At 68.1% G+C, this 24,714-nt stretch carries 25 protein-coding genes; 6 read left to right on the forward strand and 19 right to left on the reverse strand.

Features of this window, described 5'->3' with window-relative positions:
• Positions 1–27: 27 nt before the first annotated feature.
• From CLM73_RS01420 to CLM73_RS01490, 15 genes are all read right to left on the reverse strand, one after another.
• Positions 28–1,578, reverse strand: coding sequence for a hypothetical protein (locus CLM73_RS01420; RefSeq protein ID WP_105237006.1), 1,551 nt, complete (start codon positions 1,576–1,578; stop codon positions 28–30).
• Positions 1,575–2,192 (reverse strand): hypothetical protein, encoded by a 618-nt coding sequence (locus tag CLM73_RS01425; protein ID WP_105237007.1) that lies wholly within the window; start codon positions 2,190–2,192, stop codon positions 1,575–1,577. Before CLM73_RS01425 ends, CLM73_RS01420 begins: the two co-directional genes overlap by 4 nt.
• Positions 2,189–2,713, reverse strand: coding sequence for a TadE/TadG family type IV pilus assembly protein (locus CLM73_RS01430; protein WP_105237008.1), 525 nt, complete (start codon positions 2,711–2,713; stop codon positions 2,189–2,191). Before CLM73_RS01430 ends, CLM73_RS01425 begins: the two co-directional genes overlap by 4 nt.
• Positions 2,706–3,671 (reverse strand): tetratricopeptide repeat protein, encoded by a 966-nt coding sequence (locus CLM73_RS01435; protein WP_105237009.1) that lies wholly within the window; start codon positions 3,669–3,671, stop codon positions 2,706–2,708. Before CLM73_RS01435 ends, CLM73_RS01430 begins: the two co-directional genes overlap by 8 nt.
• Positions 3,668–4,609 (reverse strand): type II secretion system F family protein, encoded by a 942-nt coding sequence (locus CLM73_RS01440; protein ID WP_105237010.1) that lies wholly within the window; start codon positions 4,607–4,609, stop codon positions 3,668–3,670. The genes CLM73_RS01435 and CLM73_RS01440 overlap by 4 nt, the downstream gene beginning before the upstream one ends.
• Positions 4,610–4,631: 22 nt before the next feature.
• Complete coding sequence (locus tag CLM73_RS01445) at positions 4,632–5,615, reverse strand: type II secretion system F family protein (RefSeq protein WP_105237011.1); 984 nt, start codon at positions 5,613–5,615, stop codon at positions 4,632–4,634.
• Positions 5,616–5,636: 21 nt separating this feature from the next.
• Positions 5,637–7,085 carry a CpaF family protein gene (locus CLM73_RS01450; RefSeq protein WP_105237012.1) on the reverse strand — a complete coding sequence of 483 codons (1,449 nt, stop codon included), beginning with the start codon at positions 7,083–7,085 and terminating at the stop codon, positions 5,637–5,639.
• A 28-nt stretch (positions 7,086–7,113) separates the two neighbouring features.
• Positions 7,114–8,385, reverse strand: a complete 1,272-nt coding sequence (locus tag CLM73_RS01455) for a hypothetical protein (RefSeq protein ID WP_105237013.1) — start codon at positions 8,383–8,385, stop codon at positions 7,114–7,116.
• A gap of 5 nt (positions 8,386–8,390) precedes the next feature.
• The gene (locus CLM73_RS01460; RefSeq protein WP_105237014.1) at positions 8,391–9,092 is read right to left on the reverse strand and encodes a CpaD family pilus assembly lipoprotein; all 702 of its coding nucleotides are present in this window, start codon (positions 9,090–9,092) and stop codon (positions 8,391–8,393) included.
• Between the two features lie 18 nt (positions 9,093–9,110).
• Positions 9,111–10,628 (reverse strand): type II and III secretion system protein family protein, encoded by a 1,518-nt coding sequence (locus tag CLM73_RS01465; RefSeq protein ID WP_105237015.1) that lies wholly within the window; start codon positions 10,626–10,628, stop codon positions 9,111–9,113.
• 69 nt (positions 10,629–10,697) lie between these two features.
• Complete coding sequence (cpaB, locus tag CLM73_RS01470; RefSeq protein WP_105237016.1) at positions 10,698–11,669, reverse strand: Flp pilus assembly protein CpaB; 972 nt, start codon at positions 11,667–11,669, stop codon at positions 10,698–10,700.
• Positions 11,670–11,764: 95 nt separating this feature from the next.
• Positions 11,765–12,295 carry an A24 family peptidase gene (locus CLM73_RS01475; RefSeq protein ID WP_056565312.1) on the reverse strand — a complete coding sequence of 177 codons (531 nt, stop codon included), beginning with the start codon at positions 12,293–12,295 and terminating at the stop codon, positions 11,765–11,767.
• Positions 12,296–12,309: 14 nt separating this feature from the next.
• Complete coding sequence (locus tag CLM73_RS29200) at positions 12,310–12,471, reverse strand: Flp family type IVb pilin (protein WP_234015782.1); 162 nt, start codon at positions 12,469–12,471, stop codon at positions 12,310–12,312.
• 165 nt (positions 12,472–12,636) lie between these two features.
• Positions 12,637–14,190 (reverse strand): sensor histidine kinase, encoded by a 1,554-nt coding sequence (locus CLM73_RS01485; RefSeq protein WP_105237017.1) that lies wholly within the window; start codon positions 14,188–14,190, stop codon positions 12,637–12,639.
• A 4-nt stretch (positions 14,191–14,194) separates the two neighbouring features.
• A complete protein-coding gene (locus CLM73_RS01490) occupies positions 14,195–14,863 on the reverse strand; it encodes a response regulator transcription factor (RefSeq protein ID WP_105237018.1) in 669 nt (222 codons plus the stop codon).
• 279 nt (positions 14,864–15,142) lie between these two features.
• On the opposite strand from CLM73_RS01490, the gene CLM73_RS01495 reads away from it, so the two are divergent.
• A complete protein-coding gene (locus CLM73_RS01495; protein ID WP_105237019.1) occupies positions 15,143–15,907 on the forward strand; it encodes a lytic transglycosylase domain-containing protein in 765 nt (254 codons plus the stop codon).
• Positions 15,908–15,911: 4 nt separating this feature from the next.
• Here CLM73_RS01495 and CLM73_RS01500 read toward each other — a convergent pair whose 3' ends face one another.
• A complete protein-coding gene (locus CLM73_RS01500) occupies positions 15,912–16,724 on the reverse strand; it encodes an alkaline phytoceramidase (protein ID WP_158685821.1) in 813 nt (270 codons plus the stop codon).
• Positions 16,725–16,945: 221 nt separating this feature from the next.
• Here CLM73_RS01500 and CLM73_RS01505 point away from each other — a divergent pair, with 221 nt between their 5' ends.
• Positions 16,946–17,983 (forward strand): alpha/beta fold hydrolase, encoded by a 1,038-nt coding sequence (locus CLM73_RS01505; protein ID WP_105237021.1) that lies wholly within the window; start codon positions 16,946–16,948, stop codon positions 17,981–17,983.
• 46 nt (positions 17,984–18,029) lie between these two features.
• Here CLM73_RS01505 and CLM73_RS01510 read toward each other — a convergent pair whose 3' ends face one another.
• Positions 18,030–18,827, reverse strand: a complete 798-nt coding sequence (locus CLM73_RS01510) for an alpha/beta fold hydrolase (protein ID WP_234015785.1) — start codon at positions 18,825–18,827, stop codon at positions 18,030–18,032.
• Positions 18,828–19,515: 688 nt separating this feature from the next.
• Between CLM73_RS01510 and CLM73_RS01515 the strand changes: the two genes are divergently transcribed.
• The gene (locus CLM73_RS01515) at positions 19,516–20,016 is read left to right on the forward strand and encodes a DUF2501 domain-containing protein (protein WP_105237023.1); all 501 of its coding nucleotides are present in this window, start codon (positions 19,516–19,518) and stop codon (positions 20,014–20,016) included.
• Here the strand turns inward: CLM73_RS01515 and nhaR are convergent.
• Entirely contained in the window at positions 19,991–20,920 is a 930-nt protein-coding gene (gene nhaR / locus CLM73_RS01520; RefSeq protein ID WP_105237024.1) for a transcriptional activator NhaR, read from the reverse strand. The genes CLM73_RS01515 and nhaR overlap by 26 nt on opposite strands.
• 149 nt (positions 20,921–21,069) lie before the next feature.
• Here nhaR and CLM73_RS01525 point away from each other — a divergent pair, with 149 nt between their 5' ends.
• From CLM73_RS01525 to CLM73_RS01535, 3 genes are all read left to right on the forward strand, one after another.
• Positions 21,070–22,062 (forward strand): TerC family protein, encoded by a 993-nt coding sequence (locus CLM73_RS01525; RefSeq protein WP_105237025.1) that lies wholly within the window; start codon positions 21,070–21,072, stop codon positions 22,060–22,062.
• Positions 22,063–22,076: 14 nt separating this feature from the next.
• Positions 22,077–22,496 (forward strand): universal stress protein, encoded by a 420-nt coding sequence (locus tag CLM73_RS01530; protein WP_105237026.1) that lies wholly within the window; start codon positions 22,077–22,079, stop codon positions 22,494–22,496.
• A gap of 88 nt (positions 22,497–22,584) precedes the next feature.
• Positions 22,585–23,361: a fused MFS/spermidine synthase gene (locus CLM73_RS01535; protein ID WP_105237027.1), complete on the forward strand. Its 777-nt coding sequence runs from the start codon at positions 22,585–22,587 to the stop codon at positions 23,359–23,361.
• 13 nt (positions 23,362–23,374) lie between these two features.
• On the opposite strand, the gene CLM73_RS01540 is transcribed toward CLM73_RS01535, so the two are convergent.
• The gene (locus tag CLM73_RS01540) at positions 23,375–24,706 is read right to left on the reverse strand and encodes a hypothetical protein (RefSeq protein WP_105237028.1); all 1,332 of its coding nucleotides are present in this window, start codon (positions 24,704–24,706) and stop codon (positions 23,375–23,377) included.
• Positions 24,707–24,714: the final 8 nt, after the last annotated feature.

Below are 24,714 nucleotides of genomic sequence, written 5' to 3' on the forward strand. Positions count from 1 at the left end.
GAATGGGATGTTGATGCTTGGGTAGGCTTATTCGACGAGCGTGGTCAGCGCCGCGAGTTGCCGCAGTTCGTCGACGATGTCGTCGAGCCGGCTCTGGATGCGGCCTTCGGAGGCCGTGAAGTCCTTGCCGGACAGATAGATCTGGTCAGAACCCTTTTCGGCGCAGACGGCCAGGCCGGGGCCTGCGATGCGCCGGAAGTCCGACGCGCTGCGGATCTGGCCGTCTTCGTCGGTGGCCTCGTCGTTGCCGGTGACGATCAGGTAGAACTTCAGGCCGCGGGCGCGGAAGCTGCTGCACAGGCGGGAAAAGCGTTCCGTCACGACGTTGTCATCGCCGCCGCCCTCGTCCGAGTCGCCATCGATCTTCTGGCCGACGTAGGCGTTGTAGGAGTCCGTGTCGAACCAGCGCTGGCCCGTGGAATTGACCAGGAACACGATGGCCTTGACGCGATCGCCCGTGCCGTCGTCGAAGTCGCGGGGCAGATCGTCTTCCAGGCCCCAACCGGCGCCGCCGCGAAAGGCCGGCGCTAGCGCCATGGCGGCCCAGCCCATCGCGATCGCGTGGTTGGTGTTAAAGCGCGTGCTCATTTCGTCGAGCCGCTCGCCGATCTTGCCTTGGTCGTTGGTCAGCGGCAGCAGCGCCGCGTGGGGGCAGCCGCGGTCGGCGACCATCCAGCGCGTGTCGTTCACGCCGTTGGCCTGGCCGAAGTCCGGGTTGGGGCCGATCCAGCGGATGGGCGGGGCGCCCGGGCTGCCGTTGTCGGGCAGGTCGTGGCGGTAGTACACGCCGAATTGCCCGGCGGGCGGTTGGGTCCAGAAGTAGTTGTCGCCGCGGTTCAGGCCGCGGTACATGCACAGCAGGTTGGCGCGCCGGTCGGGAATGCGGCGGTCGGCCAGGCCCGCGTACCCCGAGCGGAACAGCGACGTGAGTTCGACGGGGTTGAGCGCGCCCGGCTTGCTCCAGGTGCGGATGCGGTTGGATTGCTCCGGATCGTAGACGCTGACCGCCTGGCTGTAGGGCACCAGCGCAAGCCAGGCGCTGTCGGCGTCTTCCAGCAGACGCGCGGCAAACGACTTGCCCAGCCGGCGCAGCGCGGCCAGGTTGTTGGCGTCTTCGCCCAGCGAGTTGGGCAGCGCCAGCGCCACTTCCAGCGAGCGCTGGCGCGACACGGCGGCCGACGCGACCGTGACGGCCTGGTCCGGCGTCTGCGACAGCATGCTTGCAGCTTCGAATGTCGCCGTGACGCGCGTGCCGGGCATGTCGTTCTTGGTGATGGTTTCGGCCCGGACCGACAGCGCGCGGCCCAGCTGCGCGCGGTCCATGCCCAGGTTGACCGCCACATAGCGTTCGGCGATGTCCTGGATGTCGGCGTCGCGGGATTTGGCATAGGCCGCGGCGGACGCCAGCGCGGCGGCGTCGGTGGCCCGCTTGAGCTGCGCGGCGTCGGCGGTCATGCGCGTGCCGTCCGAGGCGTAGGCGGCCAGGGCGGCGACCGCGCCGATCAACAGCAGCAGGAATACGGCGGACGCGCCGCGTTGGCGGGCCAGCGAGAGGACGCGGTCGGGACGTTGCTTCATGGTTGGGCGTAGGCCAGGCCGGAAGCGACGCTTTCGGCGCGCAGCGTTTCATCCAGCGTGATGGTTCGGGAGGTGGCGCGGAAGACGGCGGCCGTCTGCAGCAGGTCGGGAAGCGGCATGCCGGCCCATATGGAGATGTCGGCGGTGTCGCGGCAGGCCTTCACCACGATCATCGACATGGTGCTGTTGTCGACGTTGCCTTCGCCGGTGTCGGGGCGGTCTTGCGGCAGGACGCCGGTGTACTGGCCGCCGGAGGCCGGCGCGTCGCACAGGTCGCTTGCGCCGCCGCGTTGCAGGGCCCAGGCGATGCGGCCGGACTCCAGCACGTTCAGGATGATGAGCTGCTGCATGTCTTCGTGGCCCTGCATGGCAAGCTGCGCCAGCACGTCGACGCCGGCGGCGGTCAGGACGGGTTGCGCCGCGATGTTCAGGGCCATGGCGCCCGCGGCGTTCTCCACGCGGATGCGTTCGCTGTGGATGCGCTGCATGTCCGCGCCGATCATGCCGACGCCCAGCAGGATGGGCAGGGCAAGCGCCGCTTCCACGGCCAGCGCGCCGCGCTGGCGCCGGCGCGGCGCCGCGGCGTGGCGAGGCGGACGCGGGGCGGCGGTCACGGCTGCGATTCCTGGTTGCGTTGCGGCAGGTAGGCCAGCACCTGCTGATAGCGGTAGCGGAAGGCGCCGCTGTCCACGCCCAGCAGACGCGGCAGGGGCGTGATGAAGTCCTTGCGCACGTCGACCTCGATGCGCCACGCGGGCACGTTGGTCAAGGCCGCAGCCTGCGTCTCGTCTTCGGCGCCGCCACCCATCGCGTCCAGCGAGGCAAATCGCTCGACCTCGACCGTGGCGATGTTCTCGTCGTCCAGGTAGTTGTGCGACGCCGCCACCATGCGCGAGCGCACCAGCGACTCGATGGCGCCGCCGTCCTGCATGCCCGCCGCGCCGTCCTGGCGGAACTGCTGCACGGCGCGTTCCAGCGCGCTGGCGCCCATGTTGATGGTCAGACCGATGTTGGCCAGCTCCATGAACATCATCGCGGCGGCAATGACGACGGGCAGGACGTAGGCGGCCTCGACCGACAGCGAGCCGCGTTGGCCGCGCAGGAACCGGCGCGCGCCGGCAGCGTGATCAGCCATTGCCGTTTGCCTCTTTCTCGCGCAGCAGCAGCACGTGGCGGCTGGCGGCCATCAGTTCGCTGCCGACAGCCGCGCCGTCGCGGATGCGCTGGCGGCGCTGCGTGAAGTCGGCAAGCGCCTGCGGCACCAGCGCGGGCGCCATGATGCCTTCGAGCGTCTTGCGGGCCGCGCCTTCGTCGCCTTGCAGCACCTGCGCGAAGGCCAGGTTCAGCTTGAGCGTCGGCAGCTGGACCGCGTCGGCCTGCGTCAGCAGGCGAATCGCCTCCTGCGCGTCGCCGCTGGCCAGGTGCGACAGCGCCAGGTTGTTCAGGACACGGAAGTCCGAGGGATCCAGTTCCCACGCCTGCGCCAGCAGCTTGCGGGCCTGCGCGTGGTCGCCGCTGGCGTCCAGCAGCACGCCCTTGGCGTTCAGTGCGGCGACGTTGTTGGGGTCTGCCGCCAGCGTGCAGTCGAAATCCTGCAGGGCGGCGTCGCGCTGGCCCAGCGCCATGCGGGCGCGGCCCAGGCCGTTGCACAGCGTGACCGTCGCGGCGGGGGTGAGCGTCGTGCCCGCTTCGTTCAGGGCGCGGCGTGCGCGGCCGAACAACGCCAGGTTGTCGCGCGGCGATTGAGTGGGCGCGGCCACGCTGGCGTATTCCAGCAGTTCCAGCGGCTTCAGGCTGCCGCGCTGTTCAAGCTGGGCGTAGACGCCGGCCGCGCCTTCGTAGCGGCCCTGGTCGCGGAGCAGACGCGCAAGTTTCAGGCCCTCGGCGGCCGCGTCGCCGTTGCTGGCAAGCGGGCGCGGCGAGGCCGTGTTGCCGCTGGACTGGGTCAACAGGTTGCGGCTGCTGGGCGCGGTGGCCGAATCGGTTTTGCTGAAGGTGCTGCACGCGCTCAGCATCGCGGCCATCAGCAGGACGCCGGCGGCGCGGGTCAGGCGCACGGCGGGCAGCGGGAACAGAGGAAGGGTTGCGATCATTGCATCAGGGTCCGGATAACGCGCATGAGCGCGGGCGTGGCGACGATGGCGACCACCGGCGGCAGGATGAGGGTCATGAGGGGCACGCTGAGCTGCGCGGGCAACTTGCCGGCCTTCTCTTCCAGTTCGAGGATCAGGCGGCTGCGGCTTTCCTCGGCGATCGTGCGCAGCGCCTGCGCCAGCGGCGTGCCGTAGCGCTCGGCCTGCACCAGCGAACCCACCATGCTTTCAATCGTGGGGACACGCGTCCGGTCGGCCAGGTGGCGCAGCGCGGCGGCGCGGTCGGGCAGCAGTTGCAGCTCGGCGCTGGTGAAGGCCAGCTCGTCGGCCATGGCGGGCGCGCTGAAGGCCAGTTCGCGCGACACCACCTTCAGGATGCGCGGAAACGGCAGGCCGGCCTCGGCGCAGATCACCATCAGGTCCAGCGCGTCCGGCATGCTGCGAGCCAGGGCTTCGTGACGCCGGCCGGCGCGCAGCTTGACCAGCAGTTCCGGCAGCGTGGTGCCGACAAATAGCGAGATCAGGCCCACGGCCAGCCCGGTCAGGCCGAAGCGCGTCTGCGGGCTGGTCAGCAGCCACAGGGCCAGCGCGCACAGCACGACGCCGCTGCCGTATTTGGCGGCCATGAAGAGGCCGCTGGCCTCGGGGCGGCGCCAGCCGGCCTGGGCCAGCAGGCGCTCGGTGGCGAGGCGGTCCTGCTCGGTGCCGGCCAGCTTCATGCCGAAGGCGGCGATGTTCTGGGCGACGGGGGGCAGCGGCGAGCTGGAGTCCAGCGCGATGGAAGCCGTGCTTTCAAAGGCGGCGCGGCCACGGCGGCCCAGCCGCTCGTGCAGAGGATTGCGGCGAGACTCGGCGCGCAGCAGCCAGACGGCCAGCACGATGCCGGCGATGAAAGCCAGGAGCAGCAAGGGCGCCAGGGGATCGGTAAACAGGGGCATGGCAGCTAGTCGCGGGGCAAGGTCAGCGGATCCGCTTGACCATCAGATGGGTGATGAACAGGCCCAGCCCAACGCTGGCGGCGGCGTAGATCATCACCTTGACGCCCGCCGCGTCGTTGAACATGAAGCGGAAGTCGTCCGGGGAGTTCAGGTACATGTAGAGCAGCACGCCCGGCACCAGCAGGGCGACGATCTTGGCCGAGGCGCGCGCCTCGGACGTCTTGGCCTGCACCTTCATCCCCAGTTCGGCGCGCGCGCGCAGCGTGGCGGACAGGCGTTCCAGCGTGTCGCCGAGCCGGCCGCCCGATTCCTGGCTGATGATGAGGATGACGGCAAAGAAGCGGTACTCGGGCAGCGGCACGCGCTGCGCGGACGACTGCATGGCCTGCTTGAGCGGTACGCCGAGCTTGAGCCAGTTTTCGATCTCGCGCAGCTCGGGTGCCAGCGGGCCGTGCAGGTGATCGGCGGCGATGCCGAACGCGCTTTGCAGGGGCACGCCCGAGCGGCAGATACGGGTGATGCCGTCGATCGCTTCGGGCAGGCTGCGCGCCAGCGCGGCCAGGTGCTTGGTCATGGCCTGTTGATAAAGCATGGAGCACAGCGCCACCCACAGCAGCGGCGCGGCCAGCAGCGCCAGGACGAAGGGCGTGCCCGTCATGCGCACGAGCGCCAGGGCGCCAACCAATGCGACGGCGGCCGAAATGAGGATGCGCTCGCGCAGCTTGGGCAGCCAGCCCAACGCGCGTAGACCGTCGCGCAGGCGCGCCAGGCGTTTGCCCAGCCACGGCCAATTGGGCAGGAGGTCGTCCTGTCCCGGCAGCGCGATGGAATCGGGCGCTTGCAGCACGGCGGCCGCCAGGCCGCTTTCGCGCTGCATCTGCAGGCGCAGCGCCGCCAGGCGGGCGGCCATCGCGTCTTCGCGGCGCTGGCGCCGGCTGTTGGCGCGCACGGCGAAAAATCCGATGAACACCAGAAGGAATATGAGCAGGGTGAAGAGGTCGAGCATGTCCGCGCTGCCTTGCCGCCGTCAGGCGATATCCTGGTCGAACAGGTGCGACTTCTCGGTGTAGAAGTTCGGGCGCAGGCCGCTGCCGGTGTGTTCGCCCAGCACCTGCGTTGCCGTCGAGCCGGCGCGCGAGCGGAAGACGTGCAGCTCCTGCGTCTGGATCACTTCTTCTTCCATGCCGCAGATTTCCATGATCGACACGACGCGACGCGCCCCGTCGCGCATGCGTTCGATCTGCACGATCAGGTCGACGGCGCTGGCGATCTGGCGGCGGATGGCGGCCAGCGGCAACTGCATGTTGGCCATCATCACCATGTTTTCCAGCCGCATCAGGGCGTCGCGCGGCGTGTTGGCGTGGACGGTGCAGAGCGACCCGTCGTGGCCGGTGTTCATGGCTTGCAGCATGTCAAAGCATTCGCCGCCACGCACTTCGCCCAGGATGATGCGGTCCGGGCGCATCCGCAGCGCGTTCTTCATGAGATCGCGCTGATCCACGCGGCCGCCGCCTTCGGCGCTTTCCGGCCGGGTTTCCAGGCGGATGACGTGCGCCTGCTGCAGCTGCAGTTCGGCGGCGTCTTCGATGGTGATGATGCGTTCGAGCGGGCTGATGTTCTGCGACAGCGCGTTGAGCAGCGTCGTCTTGCCGGCGCCGGTGCCGCCGGACACGACGATGTTCAGCCGCGCTTCCATCGCGCGGCGCAGCAGCACGGCCATGTCCATCGACATCGCGCCGCGCGTCGCCAGCGATTCCAGCGACAGGTCGCGCCGCATGAACTTGCGGATCGAGATTGTGGTGCCGTCCAGCGCCAGCGGATGCGTGATGACGTTGACGCGGCTGCCGTCGGGCAGGCGGGCGTCCACCATCGGGTTGGCTTCGTCGATGCGGCGGCCCACGCGGGCGGCGATGCGCTGCGCGGTGTTGAAGACGTGCTCTTCGTCGATGAAGGTGATGGACGACAGCTCCAGCTTGCCGAAGCGTTCGACGAAGATCTGGTTGGCGCCGTTCACCAGGATGTCGTTGACTGAGTCGTCGGCCAGCAGCGGCTCGATGGGGCCCACGCCGACCATCTCGTCCAGCATCTGGCGCGCGATCAGTTCCTCTTCCTGGCCGGACAGCTGCAGGCGCTGCTCGTCGCAGATGCGGCGGATCAGCGCGTCGATCTGCGCCTGCAGCCGGTCGCGCGGCATGGCCGCCGCCTTGAGCGGGTCGATCAGCTCGAACAGCTCATTGCGGATCACGCGGCGCTGCGCGGTGCTTTCGGCGTTGGGCGGGGCGGCGGCGGGGACAGGGCGCGGGGCGGGCTGCGATGCCCGGGCGGCTGGCGCAGCGGGTGCGATGGGCGCGGGTGCAGGCTGCACGGGGGCCGGCTGTGCGATGGCGGTAGCGGTGATCGCTGGTGCGGCAACGGCCGTTGCGGCAACGGCCGCCGCAGGGAAGGACGAAGGGGCGGGCTTTCGGCGGGGCAGCATGATGTCGGTCTGTCGTATCTAGCAGGGATCAGGCGCGCGCCGCACGTCCGGCCGGGGCCGAGCGGTTCAGCCAGGAACGCAGCCGTTGCAGCGCGCCTGGCTCGGCGGCGGGCGCGGCCGCGGGCAGGCCCAGGATGCGCGCGCCAAGCTGCGCGACGGCCTGGGCATAGGCGGGCGCGGCCTGCGGCGACAGCGGGCCTTTCAGGAGGCTGGCGGCCAGCGCCTGGCCCGCGTAGGGAAGATGCTGGTCGATGCGCCGGCCGACGAATTCCTCGAACTGCGCCGCGGTCAGCGCGGCGGCCTGCGCCTGGCGCGCATCGCTGGCCACCAGCACCAGACGCTGGTTGGCGCCGCTTTCGCCCAGCTCGGCAAGCAGGCGATGCGTGTTGCGCGCGCCTTGCACGGTCAGCTCGGTCAGCACGACCCGGATGTCGGCATGCGCCAGCACCTCGTCGGCGCCGCCGGGGCGGTGCGACGGCAGATCCCACAGCGACAGCGAAAACCATTGGCACAGCGCGCCGCCGATCTCGAGCGCGCGCTCGGGGTCGAAAGGCGTTTCGGGACCGGGACGCTGGGCCAGCAGTTGCAGACGGGCGGCGGGCTGCGCCTGCTGCGGCGCGGGCACCTGGCCGGCGGCAAGCAGCGTGCGTTGCAGCAGGCGCGGGTCAATGTCGGGCGCGGAAAGCAGGCTGGCAAGACCGGCGTCGGCTTCCAGGCCCAGCAGCAGCGGCAGGTCGCCCTTGCGCCGGTCGAAGTCGACCATCACGGTCGGCGTCTGCCGCGAATGCGCCAGCCACAGACCCAGCGACGCGGTCAGCGTGCTGACGCCCAGGCCGCCCGCCGCGCCCACGATGGCGGCGGACCGGCCTGCGCGCGCGGCGCCGCCCTGCCCGAGCGGCGCGTCGTCGTCGGCGCGTGCCAGCGTGTCGGCCAGCACATCCAGACGTGGCGGCTTGATGAGGTAATCGAAAATGCCGGCCTGCAGCAGCTGGCGGTACAGGTCCACGTCCTGCTTGTCGCCCAGCGCGACGATGCGGCACGCGGGGCCGGTCAGGGCCGCCAGCTCCAGCAGCGCCGCGATCGGGTGCGGCTCGCCGGTGATGTCGGCCAGCAGCACGCCGGGCAGCGGATTCGCGGCGCACCAGGCGGCCGCGGCGGCGGGACCGCCCGCTTGCAGCGCGCAGGCGGGACGTTGCAGGCGGACGAGCTGTTCGCCGATGACGGCAAGGTCGGCCTGGGCGGCAAAGACGGCGGGGCCCGGGGTGGGCGTGCCGTTGCGGGTCGGTGTCGTGTTGCTCATGGCCGTCAGTTGTCGAAGTCGATGTCGATCAGGTCGCGGGTTTCGCCGGTCTGGTAGCGGTCGACGGCGCCAGCCGCCGCCTTGCCGTCCGCGCCTTCCAGCGCGCGCGGGCGGGACAGGTCGCGCGGGTCGCTGACCATGCGCGCGAGGTTGGCGCGGTTCGCGCAGCCCAGCGTGCCGACGCCGTAGTACGGATGGATCGTCCAGTCGTCGGGATTGGCGACGGAGCAGCGCGTGGCCTGCACGGTCAGCGCTTCGGATTGCAGTTCCAGGTCCCAGCCAGCCTGCGCCGCGTCAGCCAGGCGCTGCGCGTCGCGCGGCACGGACTCGACGCGCGGGGCGCGCGCGCCGCTGCGGGTCAGGGCCTGCGCCAGGCGTTGCGCCAGCGCTTCGCCGCGCGCGTTGAACGGCGTCAGCGTCAGCACCTGCGCGTCGATGCGGCCTTGGCGCGTCAGCAGTTCATTGGCGGCGTTCAGCGAGTCGGCCGTCAGGCCGTTGCCGTCCGGCGCGGCCTGCAGCGCCAGCGCCACGGCGCGCGGCGCCACGGTCGGTGTCTTGGCGGCCTGGCCGGGGCCGAAGCGTTTGGCGCGCATGTCGTTCAACTGCGTGCCGCAGCCGGTCAGCAGCAGGGCCAGCAGCAGCGGCGCGGCGGGCACCAGGCGGCGCAGCACGCGCCGATTCGGGGATTGGGTCTTGGCGTAGTCCATGGCGTGTCTCGTGCGCGATCAGTACAGGTAGCCGATGGGGGCTTGCGGCGGCAGCAGGTCGTCGATGCCGGCCAGGCCTTGGCCCGGCACCTGCAGTTCGCCGGCCGCCACGGGGTCGACGACGTTGGCGGTGACCAGGATGACCAGTTCGGTCTCGTCCTTGGCGGACACCTCGTGTTCGAACAACCGGCCCAGCAGCGGAATGCTGCTCAGGCCCGGCACGCCGGACACGGTCTGCGCCTGCGTCGAGCGCAGCATGCCGGCCAGCGCAAAGCTCTGGCCGCTGGCCAGTTCCACGGTGGTGTCGGCGCGACGCACTTTCAGCGCCGGGATCGAGATGCCTTGCAGCGTGACCGCGCCGTCTTCCGTCAGCTCGCTGACTTCCGGCGCGATGTGCAGGCTGATGCGATTGGCGGACAACAGCGTCGGCGTCATGCGCAGGATCACGCCGTACGACTTGAAGTCGATCTGCACGTTGTTGTTGGTGATGATGACGATCGGCACTTCGCCGCCCGCCGCGAATGCCGCGCTTTCGCCGGACATCGCGGTCAGGTTGGGTTCGGCCAGCACCGACGCGAAGCCTTCGGCCGACAGCGCCGAGATGAGGCCGCCCATGGTGAAGCGGCCGCGCGTGGCCATGCCGCCGGCCGCGAAGGTCGAGGTCGTGCGGCCCGGAATCAGGCTGGAAAAGTTCTTGCCCGTGACCGAGTCGAACAGCGATGGATTGATGGTGTCGGTGACGGGCGCGAAGCCGCGGGCGGCGCCGCCGGTCATGATGCCCCACGCGCCGCTGCCGGAGTTCAGCGTCGCGGCCCAGTCAAAGCCCAGCTCGTGCGACAGCGTGCGCGACACTTCCACGACGCGCACCTGGATGTTGATCTGCGACGACAGCTCGACCTTGAGCTGGTTGATGACGCCATCGCGGGTGTTGCCCGCGCCGCGCGCCCCGCCGCCGCCTTGGGCGCCGGCCGACGCGCCGTCCAGATAGGCCTGCACCTGGTCGACGATCTGACGCGCCTCGATGGGTGTGCGCACGTTGCCGCGCACGATGATGCGGTTGTTCAGCGACGGTTCCAGCTCGATGTCCGCGCCCGGCACCGAACGCAGGATCTGCGCGCGCAGCGTGGACAGGTCGTGTTCGGCCACGACGCGGATCGCGGCGATGACGTTGTCCTGCGCGTCCAGCGCGTACAGCGTCGTGGTGCCGACGGATTGCGCGAAGACGAAGATGTTGTTGGGCGACGGGACCTGGAAGCTGGCCACGCGCGGGTCGGCGACCAGCACCTTGGCCGCATCGGACTTCAGTTTCAGCAACTGGCCTTCGCGCACGTGCAGCGTGATTTCGCCGGTCGGCGCGATCTTCTTCAGGTTGGCGGGCAATGCCGTCGGGGTGTTCTTGACGTCGACCGCGGGACGCTCGTTCGGCACGGCGGCGGTGGCCGCCAGCGCGCTGGCGCCGGTCAGGCACAGCGGCGCGGCCAGGCACAGGCGGGGCAACAGGAGGGCCGCGCCGCGGCGGGGCTGCTTGTGAATCATGGCGTGAACGGAGGTAGGGGCAATGGGAAGCGCGGGTGGCGCCGCGGGCAGGCGTTGTGGGCGCATGGATTACGGGGCGGCGGGTTGCGGGGCGGACGCGGCTTGCGGCGCCGCCTTGTCGAAGGTCTGCGCTTTCTGCTGTTCGCCCTTGAACGTCTGCACCACGACCGGCTGGCGCGGCGGCTTGTTGAAGATGTCCGTCGCGTCGTTGACCCGCGTGACCGCGGTGACGACGTCATGCGGCTGTTCGACCGTATCGGCCTGCGCGCTGCGCAGCGCCAGCTGCAACAGACCCACCTCGCGGGCAAGCGCAAGACGCTCGGAATCGCGGGGCGTGACTTCCAGCGTCAGGCTTTCGTAGTAATTGCGCGGCGGCGTGGCCTTCTTGTCCGACGCGGTGGCGTCGACGGCCGCGTTGCTGGCGGGCGCGATGCCGGCCGGGTTGCCGTTCAGCGCCAGCACGCGCACGTTGCGCACGATGGTCTGCGACGCCAGCGCGGTGAACGAGGTGTCGGGCTGCCCGGGCAGGGGCGGCTGGCTCGTGTCGCGTTCCAGATGCAGGATCACGTCGACGCGGTCGCCCGCCGACACGAGGCCGGAGTTGCTGGTGACGGCGCTGGCCGGAATCGACACGGCCCGCATGTCGGGCTTGAGCACCGAGGCGACAAAACCATGATCGCCGCTGAACACCAGCCCGTCGCGCGTCAGCGGCTGGCCGTCCTGCAGGGCGCGGCGGGGCGTGGAACCGGCGACGGTGCGTTCCACCTTGCGGCGTTCCTCGTCGGTGTCGGCGGTGTAGTGTTCAGCCCGGATCTCGCCGGCCGGCAGTTCGCGCCACGCCAGCGTGCGGCCCGCGACGAAGTCGCCGGGTACCAGCGGTCCGGCTGCCGAAAGCACCATGCGCACCGGCGCGCGCGGCGCTTCGACCTGCTTGACGATGGTCACGGGAGGCGGCGGGCGCATGAGCGCGCGGCCCACCAGGGCCGCTCCCGCGGCCAGCGCGATCGCCGAGGCAAGCAGGATCAATGATCGGGTCTTCATAGCAAATAGGAGTGATTTGTCTTTTCAATTGCATCAAAGGTGCGCAATGACCCCTGATGGCGCGCCGTCGGCGCTTGGTCGTGCCTGGAAGAAAGCTAGCTGGCGCTCCAGAGCACGAAGACCGCACCGCAGGCAATCGCAAGCCCGTAGGGAATGCCTTGCATGGGCTCGTCGCGCAGGGCGTGCGGCGTGGGGATGACGAGGCCGGACAGCCAGACGTTGATCCGCATCAGGAACAGCGCCAGCGCCCGCTCCAGCGCGCGCAGCAGCGGCAGCGCCAGGGCCATCGCGCCGCCGGCCAGGGCCGTCACGATGAGGAAGACGAAGGTGTGCTCGCCCAGCCACAGGCACAGCACGGCCATCAGCTTGGCGTCACCCGCGCCCATCCAGCGCATGGCAAAGAGGCAGTACCCCGCCACCAGCACGCCCGCGCCGGCCAGGATGCCGGTCGTCAGCGACGCGCGCAGCGCGGGGTTGCCCTGCGCCAGCGTCCATCCGGCATAGGCGACCCATGCCAGCAGCAACGCCAGCACCAGACGGTTGCTGATGCGGCGATAGAGCAGGTCGGACACCACCACCCAGGCCAGGGCCGGCAGGAGGATGATGCTGGGCAGGGAGTACGCCACGAAACGTCCGGCGATCAGCCGCCCGAGCGGGCGTCGGTGCCGGCTTCGGTGATGTCGCTGGCGATGGCGCCGAACTTGTCGCGCAGTGCGCTGATGAAGGCGCCGTCGGAGCCGAAGATCACGCCCACGGCGGCAGCCATGGCAGCGGCGAGGATGCCGTATTCAATTGCGGTCACGCCGCTTTCGTCACGAAGGAATTGTTGGATGCGGGAGGTCACGGAAAAGTCCAAAAAAAGAATCGTCGTGAAGGAAAAAACGAAGGCTTTGACAGCCGTCATTGCGCAGACGATATTAGGATTCATTTGCAGCTAGCGATCAACCTGCGAATCATTAAGACTCGTTCAGGAACTCCTGCCAGCCGCGCTTTTACAGGGCAGGCGCAGCACGGCAAGCAGGCCGCGCGACGAGACGCTCGCGTCCTGGTCACGCGCGTCCAGGTCGTTATCGGCAAGCACCAGCGACCCTCCATGCAGCGCGGCCACCGCGTGCACCAGCGCGAGGCCCAGGCCGTGCCCGGAGATCGTCCGGTCGCGCGTCAGCCGGCGGAAACGCTGCACGGCCTGGCCGCGCTGGTCGGCGTCGATGCCAGGGCCCTCGTCGGCGGCGCCCAGTTCGATCCAGGCGCCGCGGCGCCGCGCCAGCAGCGTGACCACGGTGCCGGACGGCGCGTACTTGATGGCGTTGTCGGCCAGGTTCACCAGCGCCTGGAACAGCAGCGCGCGGTCGCCCATCAGCGGCAGATCGTCCTCGATGCGGGTCTGCAGCACCAGGCCGCGCTGCTCGGCCAGCACGTCGTAGTAGTCGTGCAGATCGGCCAGCAGCACACGGATGTCCAGCTCGGCGGGCTCGTGGTGGCAGCGCCCCGTCTCGACCTCGCTGATGCGCATGACGGTGCGGAACAGATACAGGATGCGCCGTACCTCTTCCTCGGCCAGCGCCATCTCCGCTTCCGCCGCGGGGTTGCTGCGCATCGACTCGGCGGCGTTGCTCAGCCGCTGCTGCAGACGCGTCAGCGGGGTGCGCAGCTCGTGCGCGATGTGATTGGTCGCATTGCGCACCTCTTCCATCAGGAAGTCGATGCGTTCCAGCGCCTGGTTCACGTCGTGTCCCAGTTCGTCGAACTCGTCCTGGCTGCCATGCAGCGACACGCGCGCGTTCTGGTCGCCGCGGGCAAACCGCGCCATGGTCTGGCGGATGCGCGTGACGCGGTTGGCGGCGCCGATGCTGAAGAGCAGGCCCGCGCCCAGGCTGAGCAGCAGCGCCGTGAAGACGCTCAGGCCCACGACCAGCGGCACCGGATAGATGCGGTTGAGCATCGGCAGGATGTCGTAGGCGATGACGTAACGGCCGCCGTCGGGCAGCAGCGACGCATGGCCCAGCCATTCGCTGGAGCCTTCGCCCGTCGTCAGCGAAGCGCGCAGCCAGCCGCGGCACGGTTGCTGACCGCCCCGGCACATCAGCGGCGACAGCAGTTCCCCGGCGCCGTACAGCAGGCTGCCGTCCGCTGCCTGCACGGAGATCGCGCGCTCGCGGCGCGGCACGGCGGCTTCGCGCTGGCGCAGCGCGCGCGCCAGGTCCACCGCGCTGTCGCGGCTGCTCAGCGTCTGGTGCGCGCGGATCTCGGCGGCAACCATGTCCTTCACGTGCCGCACCATGACGTGCTCAAGCAGATTCTGGCCCCAGGCGATGGAACCCAGCGTGACCAGCAGGAAGATGAACGCGAAGCACGCGGTGTAGCGGAAATGGCTGGTGGTGCGCGTGGGCGGCGGCTCCGACAGGGACTCGGGCACGCGGCCGTCGCGCCAGAACGTGCGCCATGAACCGAACAGGCGGGAAAGCGGTCCCTGCCTGAGCGCCCGCAAGGTCTCAGGAAAATCGAACGGCACGGTATTCATCGGATCAGCTCAGCACGTATCCCATGGCCCGCACGGTCTTGAGCAAAGGCTGCGCGAAGTCCTTGTCGATTTTCGAGCGCAGCTTGGACACGTGCACGTCGATCAGGTTGGTCTGCGGATCGAACTGCAGGCCCCACACCTTCTCCAGCAGCATGCCGCGCGGCACGGTCTGCCCCGCGTGCTCGGCCAGCGTGCGCAGCAGCAGGAATTCCTTGTCGGTCAGGCTGATGTCGCGGCCGGACCGCGTGACCTTGCGGCGCAGCAGGTCGATCTGCAGATCCTGCACGCACAGGCGCGCGGTGTTGGGCGGCGTGGCGTCGTGGCGCTGCACCAGCAGTTCCATGCGCACCATCAGCTCAAGAAAGTCGAAGGGCTTGCCGATGTGATCCTGCGCGCCGGCGCGCAGTCCCTCCACGCGATCCGAGGCCTGGTCGACGGCGGACAGGATGATGACGGGCGGGTGCGGACGGCCTTGCAGGCGGCGCAGCACCTCGATGCCGTCGATGCCCGGCAGCATGCGGTCGAGGACGGCTATGTCGAACACCTGCCGGTCCAGGGCGATCAACGCCTGCTCGCCGGAGTCGACGGGCACGCATTGGTGGCCGCTAGCCTGGAACTTGCTGGCCAGCCAATAGCTCACTTTGCTATCGTCCTCGATTAACAGTATCCGCATGCATTTCCTCGCTCGCGTGTGACTTCATTCCGCCAGCGTTTGTCGCCGAACTTCTCATGCCGCACGCATCAGAAATTCATCCCGGTAAGCCGTGTGGCTTGCGCCTTCGAGCCAGGCGCTTATGGGATCACGATTCATATCGCAACAGCAACGGGCTAAAAGTTAACAAGATTTAATCTTATTGTAAATAAGAATGATTGTTATTCTTGTACAATTCGCTTCGTTCTGTTGATCCGATGGCCTGGCGGCTGAAGCGCGCCGTGGCTGATTCCTGCTGCCATGTCCGCATTTCTTTTGCGAAGCCGCCGCTGGCTGGGCGCGGTGTTGCTATCGCTGCCTGCCGCCGCCACCCTTGCCGCCGATGTCTACGTGTCGTTCGACGCGCAAGGCATGGCGCACTTTGCCCCCACCGCGCTCGACGACAGCTACCGGCTGCTGTTCCGCGATATGTCCGCAGGCGGCCGCGGCAGCCGGCGTGCTGCCGAGCCCAGCCCGGAAGTTCGCAAGGCGCTGGAACAGGCCGCGCAGCGCCACGGGCTGGATTACGCCCTGCTGCACGCCGTGGCGCAGGCGGAGTCGGGCTTCAATACGCTGGCGGTGTCGCCCAAGGGCGCCGTCGGCCTGATGCAACTGATGCCCGCGACCGGCAGCCAATACGGCGTGCCCGGCACGGACGAAGTCCTGCAGGCCAACCTGCGCAAGCTGGATCTGAACGTCGATGCCGGCAGCCGCTATCTGCGCGCCCTGCTCGACCGCTACGACGGCAACCTGGAGCTGGCGTTGGCCGCCTACAACGCGGGCGAAGGCGCCGTGCAGCGCGCCGGCAACCGGATTCCGAACTTCGAAGAGACGCGCAACTACGTCAGCCGGATCATGTCGGCCTATCAGCCGGCAGCGTCAATAGCGCCGCAAGCGTCGCCGCCGCGCGCGGTGCTGGCCGACAACACCGGCATGACCCCTTCCATGTGGACGATCCAGGGCGATCAGAAGGCCGTCAGGCAGTTCGAGGAAGGCTTCATGATCGTGCCGCCGCGCAAGCGGTAATGGCTCAGGCCGGCGGGAACGGTCGGATGGTTGCATCCGCCTCGCGCTTGCGATGCGCGAAGTTCAACGTCACCATCAGCCCCGCCACCATGGAAAACAGGTGCTTGAGGGTGTGGCCGCTGAGGAACGTGAAGGCGTTGTAAATCTGATAATCGAGCAGCTCGGCAGCCTTGGCCAGCACGTAGAACCCGATCGCCGCGCCAAAATACAGCCGTTCCCGCATGGGCGTGCCGTTGCGCCATTGCAGCAGCGGCACCAGCACCAGCGGCATGAACTGCACGAACAGGTACGGACGCAGATCGCCAGTCGACGTGTGATCGGTGTACCACCACCACGCCACGCTGCCCACCGCCAGCGCGGTCCACAGCACGTCCACCCAGCGCCCGTCGCCCACCGTCTCGCGCCACACGGCCGACAGGATGCCGGCGCACAGCAGCGCGATGGGCAGGCGGTCCCAGATCAGGCGCGCGTTGTCCGGCACCAGGTGATACCAGCCGGACCCGAAGGCGGTCAGCAAAAGGGCAAGGAAAAACACCGTGTAGCCAGGCCGGATCGCGTCCAGCGCAGGGTGGCGGCGCGAGTGCAGCACCAGCGCCAACCCATACCAGCCAACCACCGCAAAACCCAGGTTCGACAGGACATCGCCCGCATTGGGGATGCCCAGCCACGCGCGCTTGTCGGCAAAGTCGTGATAGTGCTCAAGCTGGGGAATCGGCCCGTAGAGCGCCAGGCCCAGCGCCACCAGAATCACCACCGTCCACGGCAGCACGCGGCGCGAGCGGGGGGCGGACGTCGTTGCAGCAGATCGAGTGCTCATGCGGGTTCATCCCCCGGCAGGCGGGTGTGCCGGCTAGCAACGATAGTAAAGGCGCCGCCCGGCCGCCTCCAGCCCTCGCGGCGCGCGGTTCGCAGGTTTTTTATGTCGTTGTGTATCCGCCCGCGCGGCGCGTACATGCCGACACCCAACGCCCGGCGCCCTGCGCCACAGTGACGTCCAGCAGTCATGTCCCCTTCAACAAGACTTTCTGGAGCATCACCATGTCGGAACCGGTCAACGTCCAGCGGCGCCGCCTGCTGGGAACCACTTCCTCGCTGGCGGGCGCCAGCCTGCTGGGCCTCGCGCTCGGCGGCAACGCAATCGCGAAATCCGTGGCGCAGGCCCCCCAAGGCCTCGTCCCCACGTTCAGCAACATCCGCCAGATCCGCGCCGGCACGCTCGACGTCGGCTACGTGGACGCCGGCCCCGCCGACGGCCCCGTCGCCATCCTGCTGCACGGCTGGCCCTATGACATCCACAGCTTCATCGACGTCGTGCCGCGCCTGACGGCCGCCGGTTACCGCGTCATCGTGCCCCATCTGCGCGGCTACGGCACCACCCGGATCGTATCGCCCGACACCCCGCGCAACGGCGAACAGGCCGTCGTCGCCGTAGACATGATTGCGCTGATGGACGCCCTGAAGATCCGCAAGGCCGTCGTCGCCGGCTTCGATTGGGGCGCGCGCACCGCCTGCATCATGGCCGCGCTGTGGCCCGAACGCTGCGAGGCGCTCGTGTCCGTCAGCGGCTACCTGATCGGCAGCCAGGAAGGCAACCGCAAACCGCTGCCGCCGCAGGCCGAACTGCAATGGTGGTACCAGTTCTACTTCGCCACCGAACGCGGCGCCGCCGGCTACGCCGCCAACGTGGACAGCTTCAACAAGCTGATCTGGCAACTGGCCTCGCCGCAATGGCACTTTGACGACGCAACGTTCGCGCGATCCGCGCGCGCCTTCGACAACCCCGACCACGTCGAGATCGTGGTGCACAACTACCGCTGGCGGCTGGGATTGGCGCAGGGTGAGGCGCAATACGACGCGCTAGAGGCGCGGCTGGCCCAACTGCCCAAGATCGGCATTCCGTCCATCACGATGGAAGGCGACGCCAACGGCGCCCCGCACCCGCCACCCGCGGCCTACGCCGGCCAGTTCACCGGCAAATACCAGCACATCGACGTCGGCACCGGCATCGGCCACAACCTGCCGCAAGAGGCGCCAAAGGCGTTTGCCGACGCAGTGCTACGCGTCACGCGCCTGTAGCGCAGAAACGCGTCACACCGCATCACACCGCGACACCACGCGCCGCTCAGCCGGCGCGCGGCAGCCAGTCCGACACGGTCGCAAGCACCCGCTCCGGCATCTCGCGGTGCGGCACGTGGCCGCAGTTCTCGAAGATCACCGGCCGCGCGCCCGCCAACTCTGCGATGCGCTGGGCGTGCACCGTCGACCCGTACTCGTCGTTGTCGCCGTGCAGCGCCAGCGCCGGGCACTTCACCTGCGCCAGCTGCGGATCCAACGTCCAGTCCGCAAAGTCCGGCGACAGCCAAGTATCGATCCACGCGCTCAACACCCACGCCGCCTTCTCGCCGTGATACTTCTTCAGCCGGTCCAGCTGTCCCGGCTGCGCAAACGACTCGCGCGCCTGCCGGATGCCTTCCAGCGTGCGTTCCTCGGCAAAAACCTGCGCAGACTCGGTAATCAGCGCGCGGCACGACTGCGGATACGCCGCCGCACTGGCAATCGCCATGCCGCCACCCACGCTGTGCCCGAACGCCGCGAACTGATCCAACTCCAGCGCCTCGCGCACCGCGCGAAATCCCTCGATGGCTTCACGCACCACGAAGTCCACGCCCAGCGTGCCCTTGTACGGATCGGACCGGCCGAACCCCAGGCGGTCGTAGGCGATGACCTCACGGCCCGTCGCGCCCGCCAGTCGCTCAGGAAAGTCGCGCCACAGTTCCACGCATCCCAGCGAATCGTGCATCAACACGATCGGCACGCCGTTGCCGACAGGCGTGGCGGACGCGGCGGGCGTCCAGCGCCGCACAAAAAGCTGGCCGCCAGCAGCGGGGACGAAGACATCTTGGAATTCGACGGACATCAAGGGTTCTCACGAAGAAGATGGCACGGGACACGTCACGAATGCGGCGGCGACACGCAGCCGCCTCCCGGAGACAGTGCGAAATAGTAGCGTAGGCGCGCGCTGCAGCACGACACCCCGCCAGCGCGCAGCGCACACCGCCACGACGCCCAGACACCCGAATGCCGGGTTGCCGCCGCCCGGGCGGCAGCAACCCGGCGGCCCCGCAAATTCCCTTCCCTGCACACAGGTCTTACAGCGCGCAAACCAAAGACCCTAGCAGCACGGCGTCGCGGTCACCGTGGGTGCGAGCGCCGTCGATGCGCCCGAGGGAATCTGAAGGGAAGGCCGAAGGCCTGGACGAAGATGACGAAGGGGCAGTCCGGAGCGAAGGCTCCGGACCGCAATCGTGGGCGATCGTGCCCACGGTGACCGCGGCGTCGGGCGACCTACGAAGAACTTCGTGGCAGCAAGATCAACAACCCACGAAGCCACCGACACACCATACACCCGCCGCCTCTGCGAAGTTCGACAACCCCACCCATCACACCAGTATCAAAGCCGTGACGTTACGAATGCAATTGCTACGGCCCCACGGCGGACGATGCCCGCTCGCACATCATTTGTCGCATTACATGCCCTGCCCGCGTGCCGCGTTTCGCCGTTGCGCCACTACGATGGCCGCAGTTATTTACCGCACCAGGAGCAAGTCATGAAAACCCCTTACCGTCACCTCGCCGCCACCGCCGCCCTCATCGCAGCGCAAAGCTACGCAGGCACCGCCAGCGCGCAGTGGCTCGATGCCGTAAAGGGACAGATCGAGGGCGCCGGTAAAAGCAGCTCAACTCAAGGCAGCGCACCCCAAAGCGGTTCAACCCAAGGCGGCATCCTGCAAGGCCTAGGCAACAGCCTCCCGCTGTCCTCGCTAAGCCCCGCCTCCGCCGGCAACGCCGCCGGCGTGCTCGAGTTCTGCATGAAAAACAACTACCTCGCCGGCGGCGACGCGCAAGCCCTGAAAGATCAACTGATGGGCAAGATCGGCGGCGGCTCCACCCAAAAGGCCAAATCCGATTCGGGATACCTGGCCGGCCTCCAAGGCATGCTCAACGGCAGCGACGGCAAATCCGTCGACCTGAGCGGCGGTGGACTGAAAGAAGAACTCACCCGCAAAGCGTGCGATCAAGTCCTCAAGCACGCGAAATCGTTCCTGTAGCCGAGCGCCCAAAAATATCCTCCCGCGCCGCACGGCTCAACGCCACCACCGCCGGATGCTCCAGCCGCTGGTCCGTCGTGATCGCGTAAAACTGCTCCTTCACCTCCGCCGCGTGCCCGATGGCGCGCACGCGGTACTGCTTGCACAGATACGCCGCCGTCGCCGACGGCGCCACGAACACGCCCGTGCCCGTCTGCCCGAAAGAATTCATCAGCGCACTATCGTCGAATTCACCCACGATGCGCGGCCGGATGTCATGCTCGTCAAACCACTGCAATAGCCGCGGCCGGATCGCGGCGTCTTCGCCGGGCAAAAGGAACGGCGCCTGATCCAGCAACGCGGGAAACTTCCCCGGCAGGCTGTCCAGCAACGGCCGCGACCCAAAAAATGTCAGCCCGCATTCCCCCAGCAGATGGCTGAACCCCCGCACGTTCAGATTGTTCGGCATCGGGCGATCCGCGATCACCATGTCGAAGCGATGCACCGCCAGATCCGCCAGCAGAAAAGGAAGCCGCCCTTCGCGGCAGATCAGCCGCACATCCTGGTCCAGGTGCAACGCCGGTTCGATCATCCGGTACACCATTGCCTTCGGCATCCCCTCGGCCACGCCCACCTTGAATTCCAGTGCGCGCCGCGCCGGACGTTCGCGCAGATCGTCCAGCAGCTCATCGCCCATCGTAAAGATCCGGTCCGCATACTGCAGCGCGTGGCGGCCCACATCAGTCAGTTCCAGACCGCGCCCCGCGCGGCGAAACAGCTCCGTGCCCAGCGTGGATTCGAGTTCCTGGATCTGGCCGCTGATCGATTGCGGCGTGCGCTGGAGCTGTTGCGCCGCGCGGGCAATGCTGCCCGCCTTGGCCACCGTCCAGAAATAGCGCAGATGCTTGTAGTTGAGAGTGACCATGGCTGATCAATCCAAAAAATCTGACTATCGGGTCATCATAATGCGGATTGTTGGAGGAATCGCCCCGCACTAGACTGGCCTCGTGCGATTGCAGTATCCGTTTTCCCATTGCGCGGCGGCGCACGCGGCGCGATGGAAGGAGGCGCCTCATGAACCGGGTCGAAACCTTTGCGACGCTGCCGATGTGGGCGGGGTTCGTGGGATTCGTGCTGATCGTGCTGGCGCTCGACCTGTATGCGTTCGGGGGGCGCCGTGCGCACCGCGTGTCCTCGCGCGAGGCGCTGTGCTGGGTGGCCGCATGGATCACGCTTGCCACGCTGTTCGGCGGCCTGATGTGGTGGTATCTGGACGCCACGCTCGGCCGGGCGGTCGCGCATCAGAAGGCGCTGGAGTTCTACACCGGCTACCTCATCGAACTGTCCCTGTCCGTGGACAACATGTTCGTCTTCTCGCTGATCTTCACGTACTTCGCCGTCCCGCTGGAATTGCAGCGGCGCGTGCTGCTGTATGGCGTGCTGGGCGCCATCGTCATGCGGATCACCATGATCCTGGCCGGCGTGTGGCTGCTGTCCCAGTTCGTGTGGCTGTTCTACGTGCTGGGCGCCTTCCTGATCTTCACGGGACTCAAGATGCTGTTCACCGCGGGCCGCCAGCCCGACATCGCGCGCAATCCGCTCGTGCGCTTTCTCCGGTCCACCATGCGCATCACCAAGGACTATCACGGGCAGTCCTTCTTCGTGCGCATCGACGGGCTGCGCTACGCGACGCCGATGTTCGTGGTGCTGATTGTCATCGAAGCGACCGACGTGGTGTTTGCCGTGGACAGCATCCCCGCCATCTTTGCGGTGACGACCGATCCGTTCATCGTCTTCACCTCCAATATTTTCGCCATCATGGGCCTGCGGGCGATGTATTTCTTGCTGGCGGACATGGTGGCGCGGTTTCACTATCTGAAGTACGGCCTGGCGTCGGTGCTGGTCATCATTGGCGGCAAGATGCTTGCCGAACAATGGGTCCACGTGCCGACGCACTGGTCGCTCGGGGTGGTTGGCGTGATCCTGCTGGCGTCGGTTGGCGCAAGCTGGGTGATGCCCGGACGGGGCGCGCATAAGCCCGCGCGCCACGAAGCCAGGAAGTCTTGAACCGGAGGTCTGCCATGAACACGATCATTCTCGCCACCGACGGGTCGCTGCACAGCGATGCGGCGGCCCGATTTCTGGTGGAAAGTCCCCTTCTGAACCGCGATTTCGTCGTGCACGTGGTGCACTGCGAGCCCGACGTGGGCGGTGACGTGAAGTCCTTCATCGACAAGGAGGACATCGCCGCCTGGCACCACGAGGAAAGCGGCAAGGCGATGCAGTCGGTGGTCGGCATCCTGAGCGCCGCCAACGTCGGCCACGAATGCCACGAGTTCGTCGGCTTCACGCCGGAAAAGATCGTCGAATACGCCAAGAAGATCGACGCCGGGGCGATCGTGATCGGCTCGCATCATCACAGCCCGCTGATCAACGCCATCCGGGGCTCGGTCAGCGGGCGGATCCTGGCGCACTCGCCTTGTCCGGTGCTGCTGGTTTGATGAGGCGGCAGGGCGTGAAGGGGCGGCACGGGCCGCGGGGGCGCGGCAGTGGTATCTTCTGCGGATCCTTCGCCTTGCACCTGCGCCCATGTCCGACGTTCCTGTTCCCGCCGATTCGCCTGTTTCCGACGAACCGGCGGCCCCGCACCGGCCCTTCATCCAGAATGCCGGCACCCGGCGCACCCTGCATTTCACGCAGCAGGAGATCCAGAGCAGCATGTCGCTGCTCAACCCGGATGCGCTCGAAATCGAATACACGCGGATGATGATGGGCTTCGTGCTGTTCAAGCCGGAGCCGGCCGACATCCTGATGGTCGGCCTGGGCGGCGGATCGCTGCCCAAGTTCTGCCACCGTTATCTGACCGGAGCGCGCGTCACGGTGGTGGAAATCGATCCCGCCGTCATCGCGCTGCGCGACGCGTTCATGGTGCCGCCGGACGGCGAGCGCTTTCAGGTCATCCAGGCCGATGCGGCGCAGCACCTGGCCGGGCTGACGGACGAGGCCGACGTGATCCTGCTGGACGGATTCGTGGCCGGCGGCATTCCGGACGCCCTATGTTCCACCGCTTTTTACGCCGATTGCTATCGCGCGCTGCGCGACGACGGCATCCTGGTGATCAACTTCCACGTCAATCACCCCATGCACCACGAATACCTGGACCGCGTGCGCGACGCATTCGGCTCGTCGATGTTCGAGGTGGTCGACGACGACATGACGAACAGCATCGTGTTCGCGTGCAAGGGCAACCTGCTGGACAACCCGGCGGCCGCGCAGCTCACGCGCCCCGCCGCAATGCCCAAGGATGCGTGGCGTCAGCTCATGCCGACGATGCGCGTGATCGGGGCGACGCTGGAACTGCGCTGATCCCGGTGTTGCGCTACGCCGGGTCGCTCAGCATGATGGACAGCAATTCGCGCGTGGCGCGCGACAGGGCGCCGGGCGCTGGCGCACTTCCTTTTTCACCGAGCGTTTTCGTCAGGCTCGACACCGTCTGCGCGACGGCGTCGTCATCCAGCACCGTGGGCGCGGGCCCGGTTCCTTCCGTTGGGACTGGCGGCGGCGTGATGTGTTTCTTGGCCGCCTTCAGCAACTCCGCCACCGGATCGGCCTTGCCCCGCGCGTTGACGCGGTCGGTCATCGCAGTGGCCAGGCTCTTGCCGCCGCTGCGGGTCCGCAGGCCCGATCGTTCGCTTGCAGCTTCCCACGCGCCGCGTTGCGCGGCATAGGCGGTCAGCAGCGCGAAACGGTCCGCGTCGATCAGCAGTGGGGATTCGGCGACCGCGATCAACAGGGACTGATAGGCGGCGCTGGCGGCGGTGGCGTCGTTACCGATCAGGCCCTTGGACACGTCCTTCCACAGATGATGGAACGGCAACGTGGTGGCCGCGGCAAACATGTCCGCGCCCAGCGTTGCGCGCTGCTCGAAGGCCAGCACCAGATAGTCCACGTCGTTCACCGGCTCGGGCTTTCCGGCCGCGTTCTGGCGGTGCAGCACGCCGTCGATGAGTTGCAGCCCTGTCAGCTTGTCCTGCGAATCCGCGCCGGCCAGGACGCGATAGCCACTGCGTCGCAGCGCGTCGCCGTCGTAAACGCCGAAGCGCACGCTGACGCCGTCGGTGCCGAACAGCTTGGCCAGCGGCGTGAGCAGGCTTTCGCCCGTCTTGACGATGGCGCCGCCCACCGGGCCGCCCAGCATCGTGACCGCGGTGGACACGAAATCCAGGATGCCGCGGGACAGGCTGCTGTCAGCGAAGCGGCACAGCGCTGCGTACATTTCCAGCCCGTCGCTGGCATAGGGGACATTGCGCGCGACATAGACGTCGCGAAACGCCACGCGGCGCGCGCCGGCATCGGGCGCGGCCGCGCCCAGCGCCTGCTGGATGAGGTCGTAGCCGACGATGTACGGGATCTCGCGCCGCGTGCCGTCCGCGCCGTAGCGCAGAAAGAACGTGCACAGCGGCAGAAACTGGCTGAGATAGTTGCCCGCGTCGCACAGACGCATTTCGATCAGCCGGACGCTGAAGTAGCACTGGCCGGGCACGAAGGCGGCGCCGGTGAGGCCCGCGGCCAGCGCGGGTGCGTCGCCGGGCGGCTCGATCTCCGCGTAGAAGTTGCGCCCCGCAGGCACGGTCGGCAGCAGCGCGCCCGCGCCGTCGCCGCCTGCCGCCTTGCCACCGATGCCGCGCAGCATGCCGAATAAACCGTCCATGTCAGCTC

Origin of the sequence: Achromobacter spanius, assembly GCF_002966795.1 — a bacterium.
GTDB lineage: Bacteria > Pseudomonadota > Gammaproteobacteria > Burkholderiales > Burkholderiaceae_B > Achromobacter > Achromobacter spanius_D.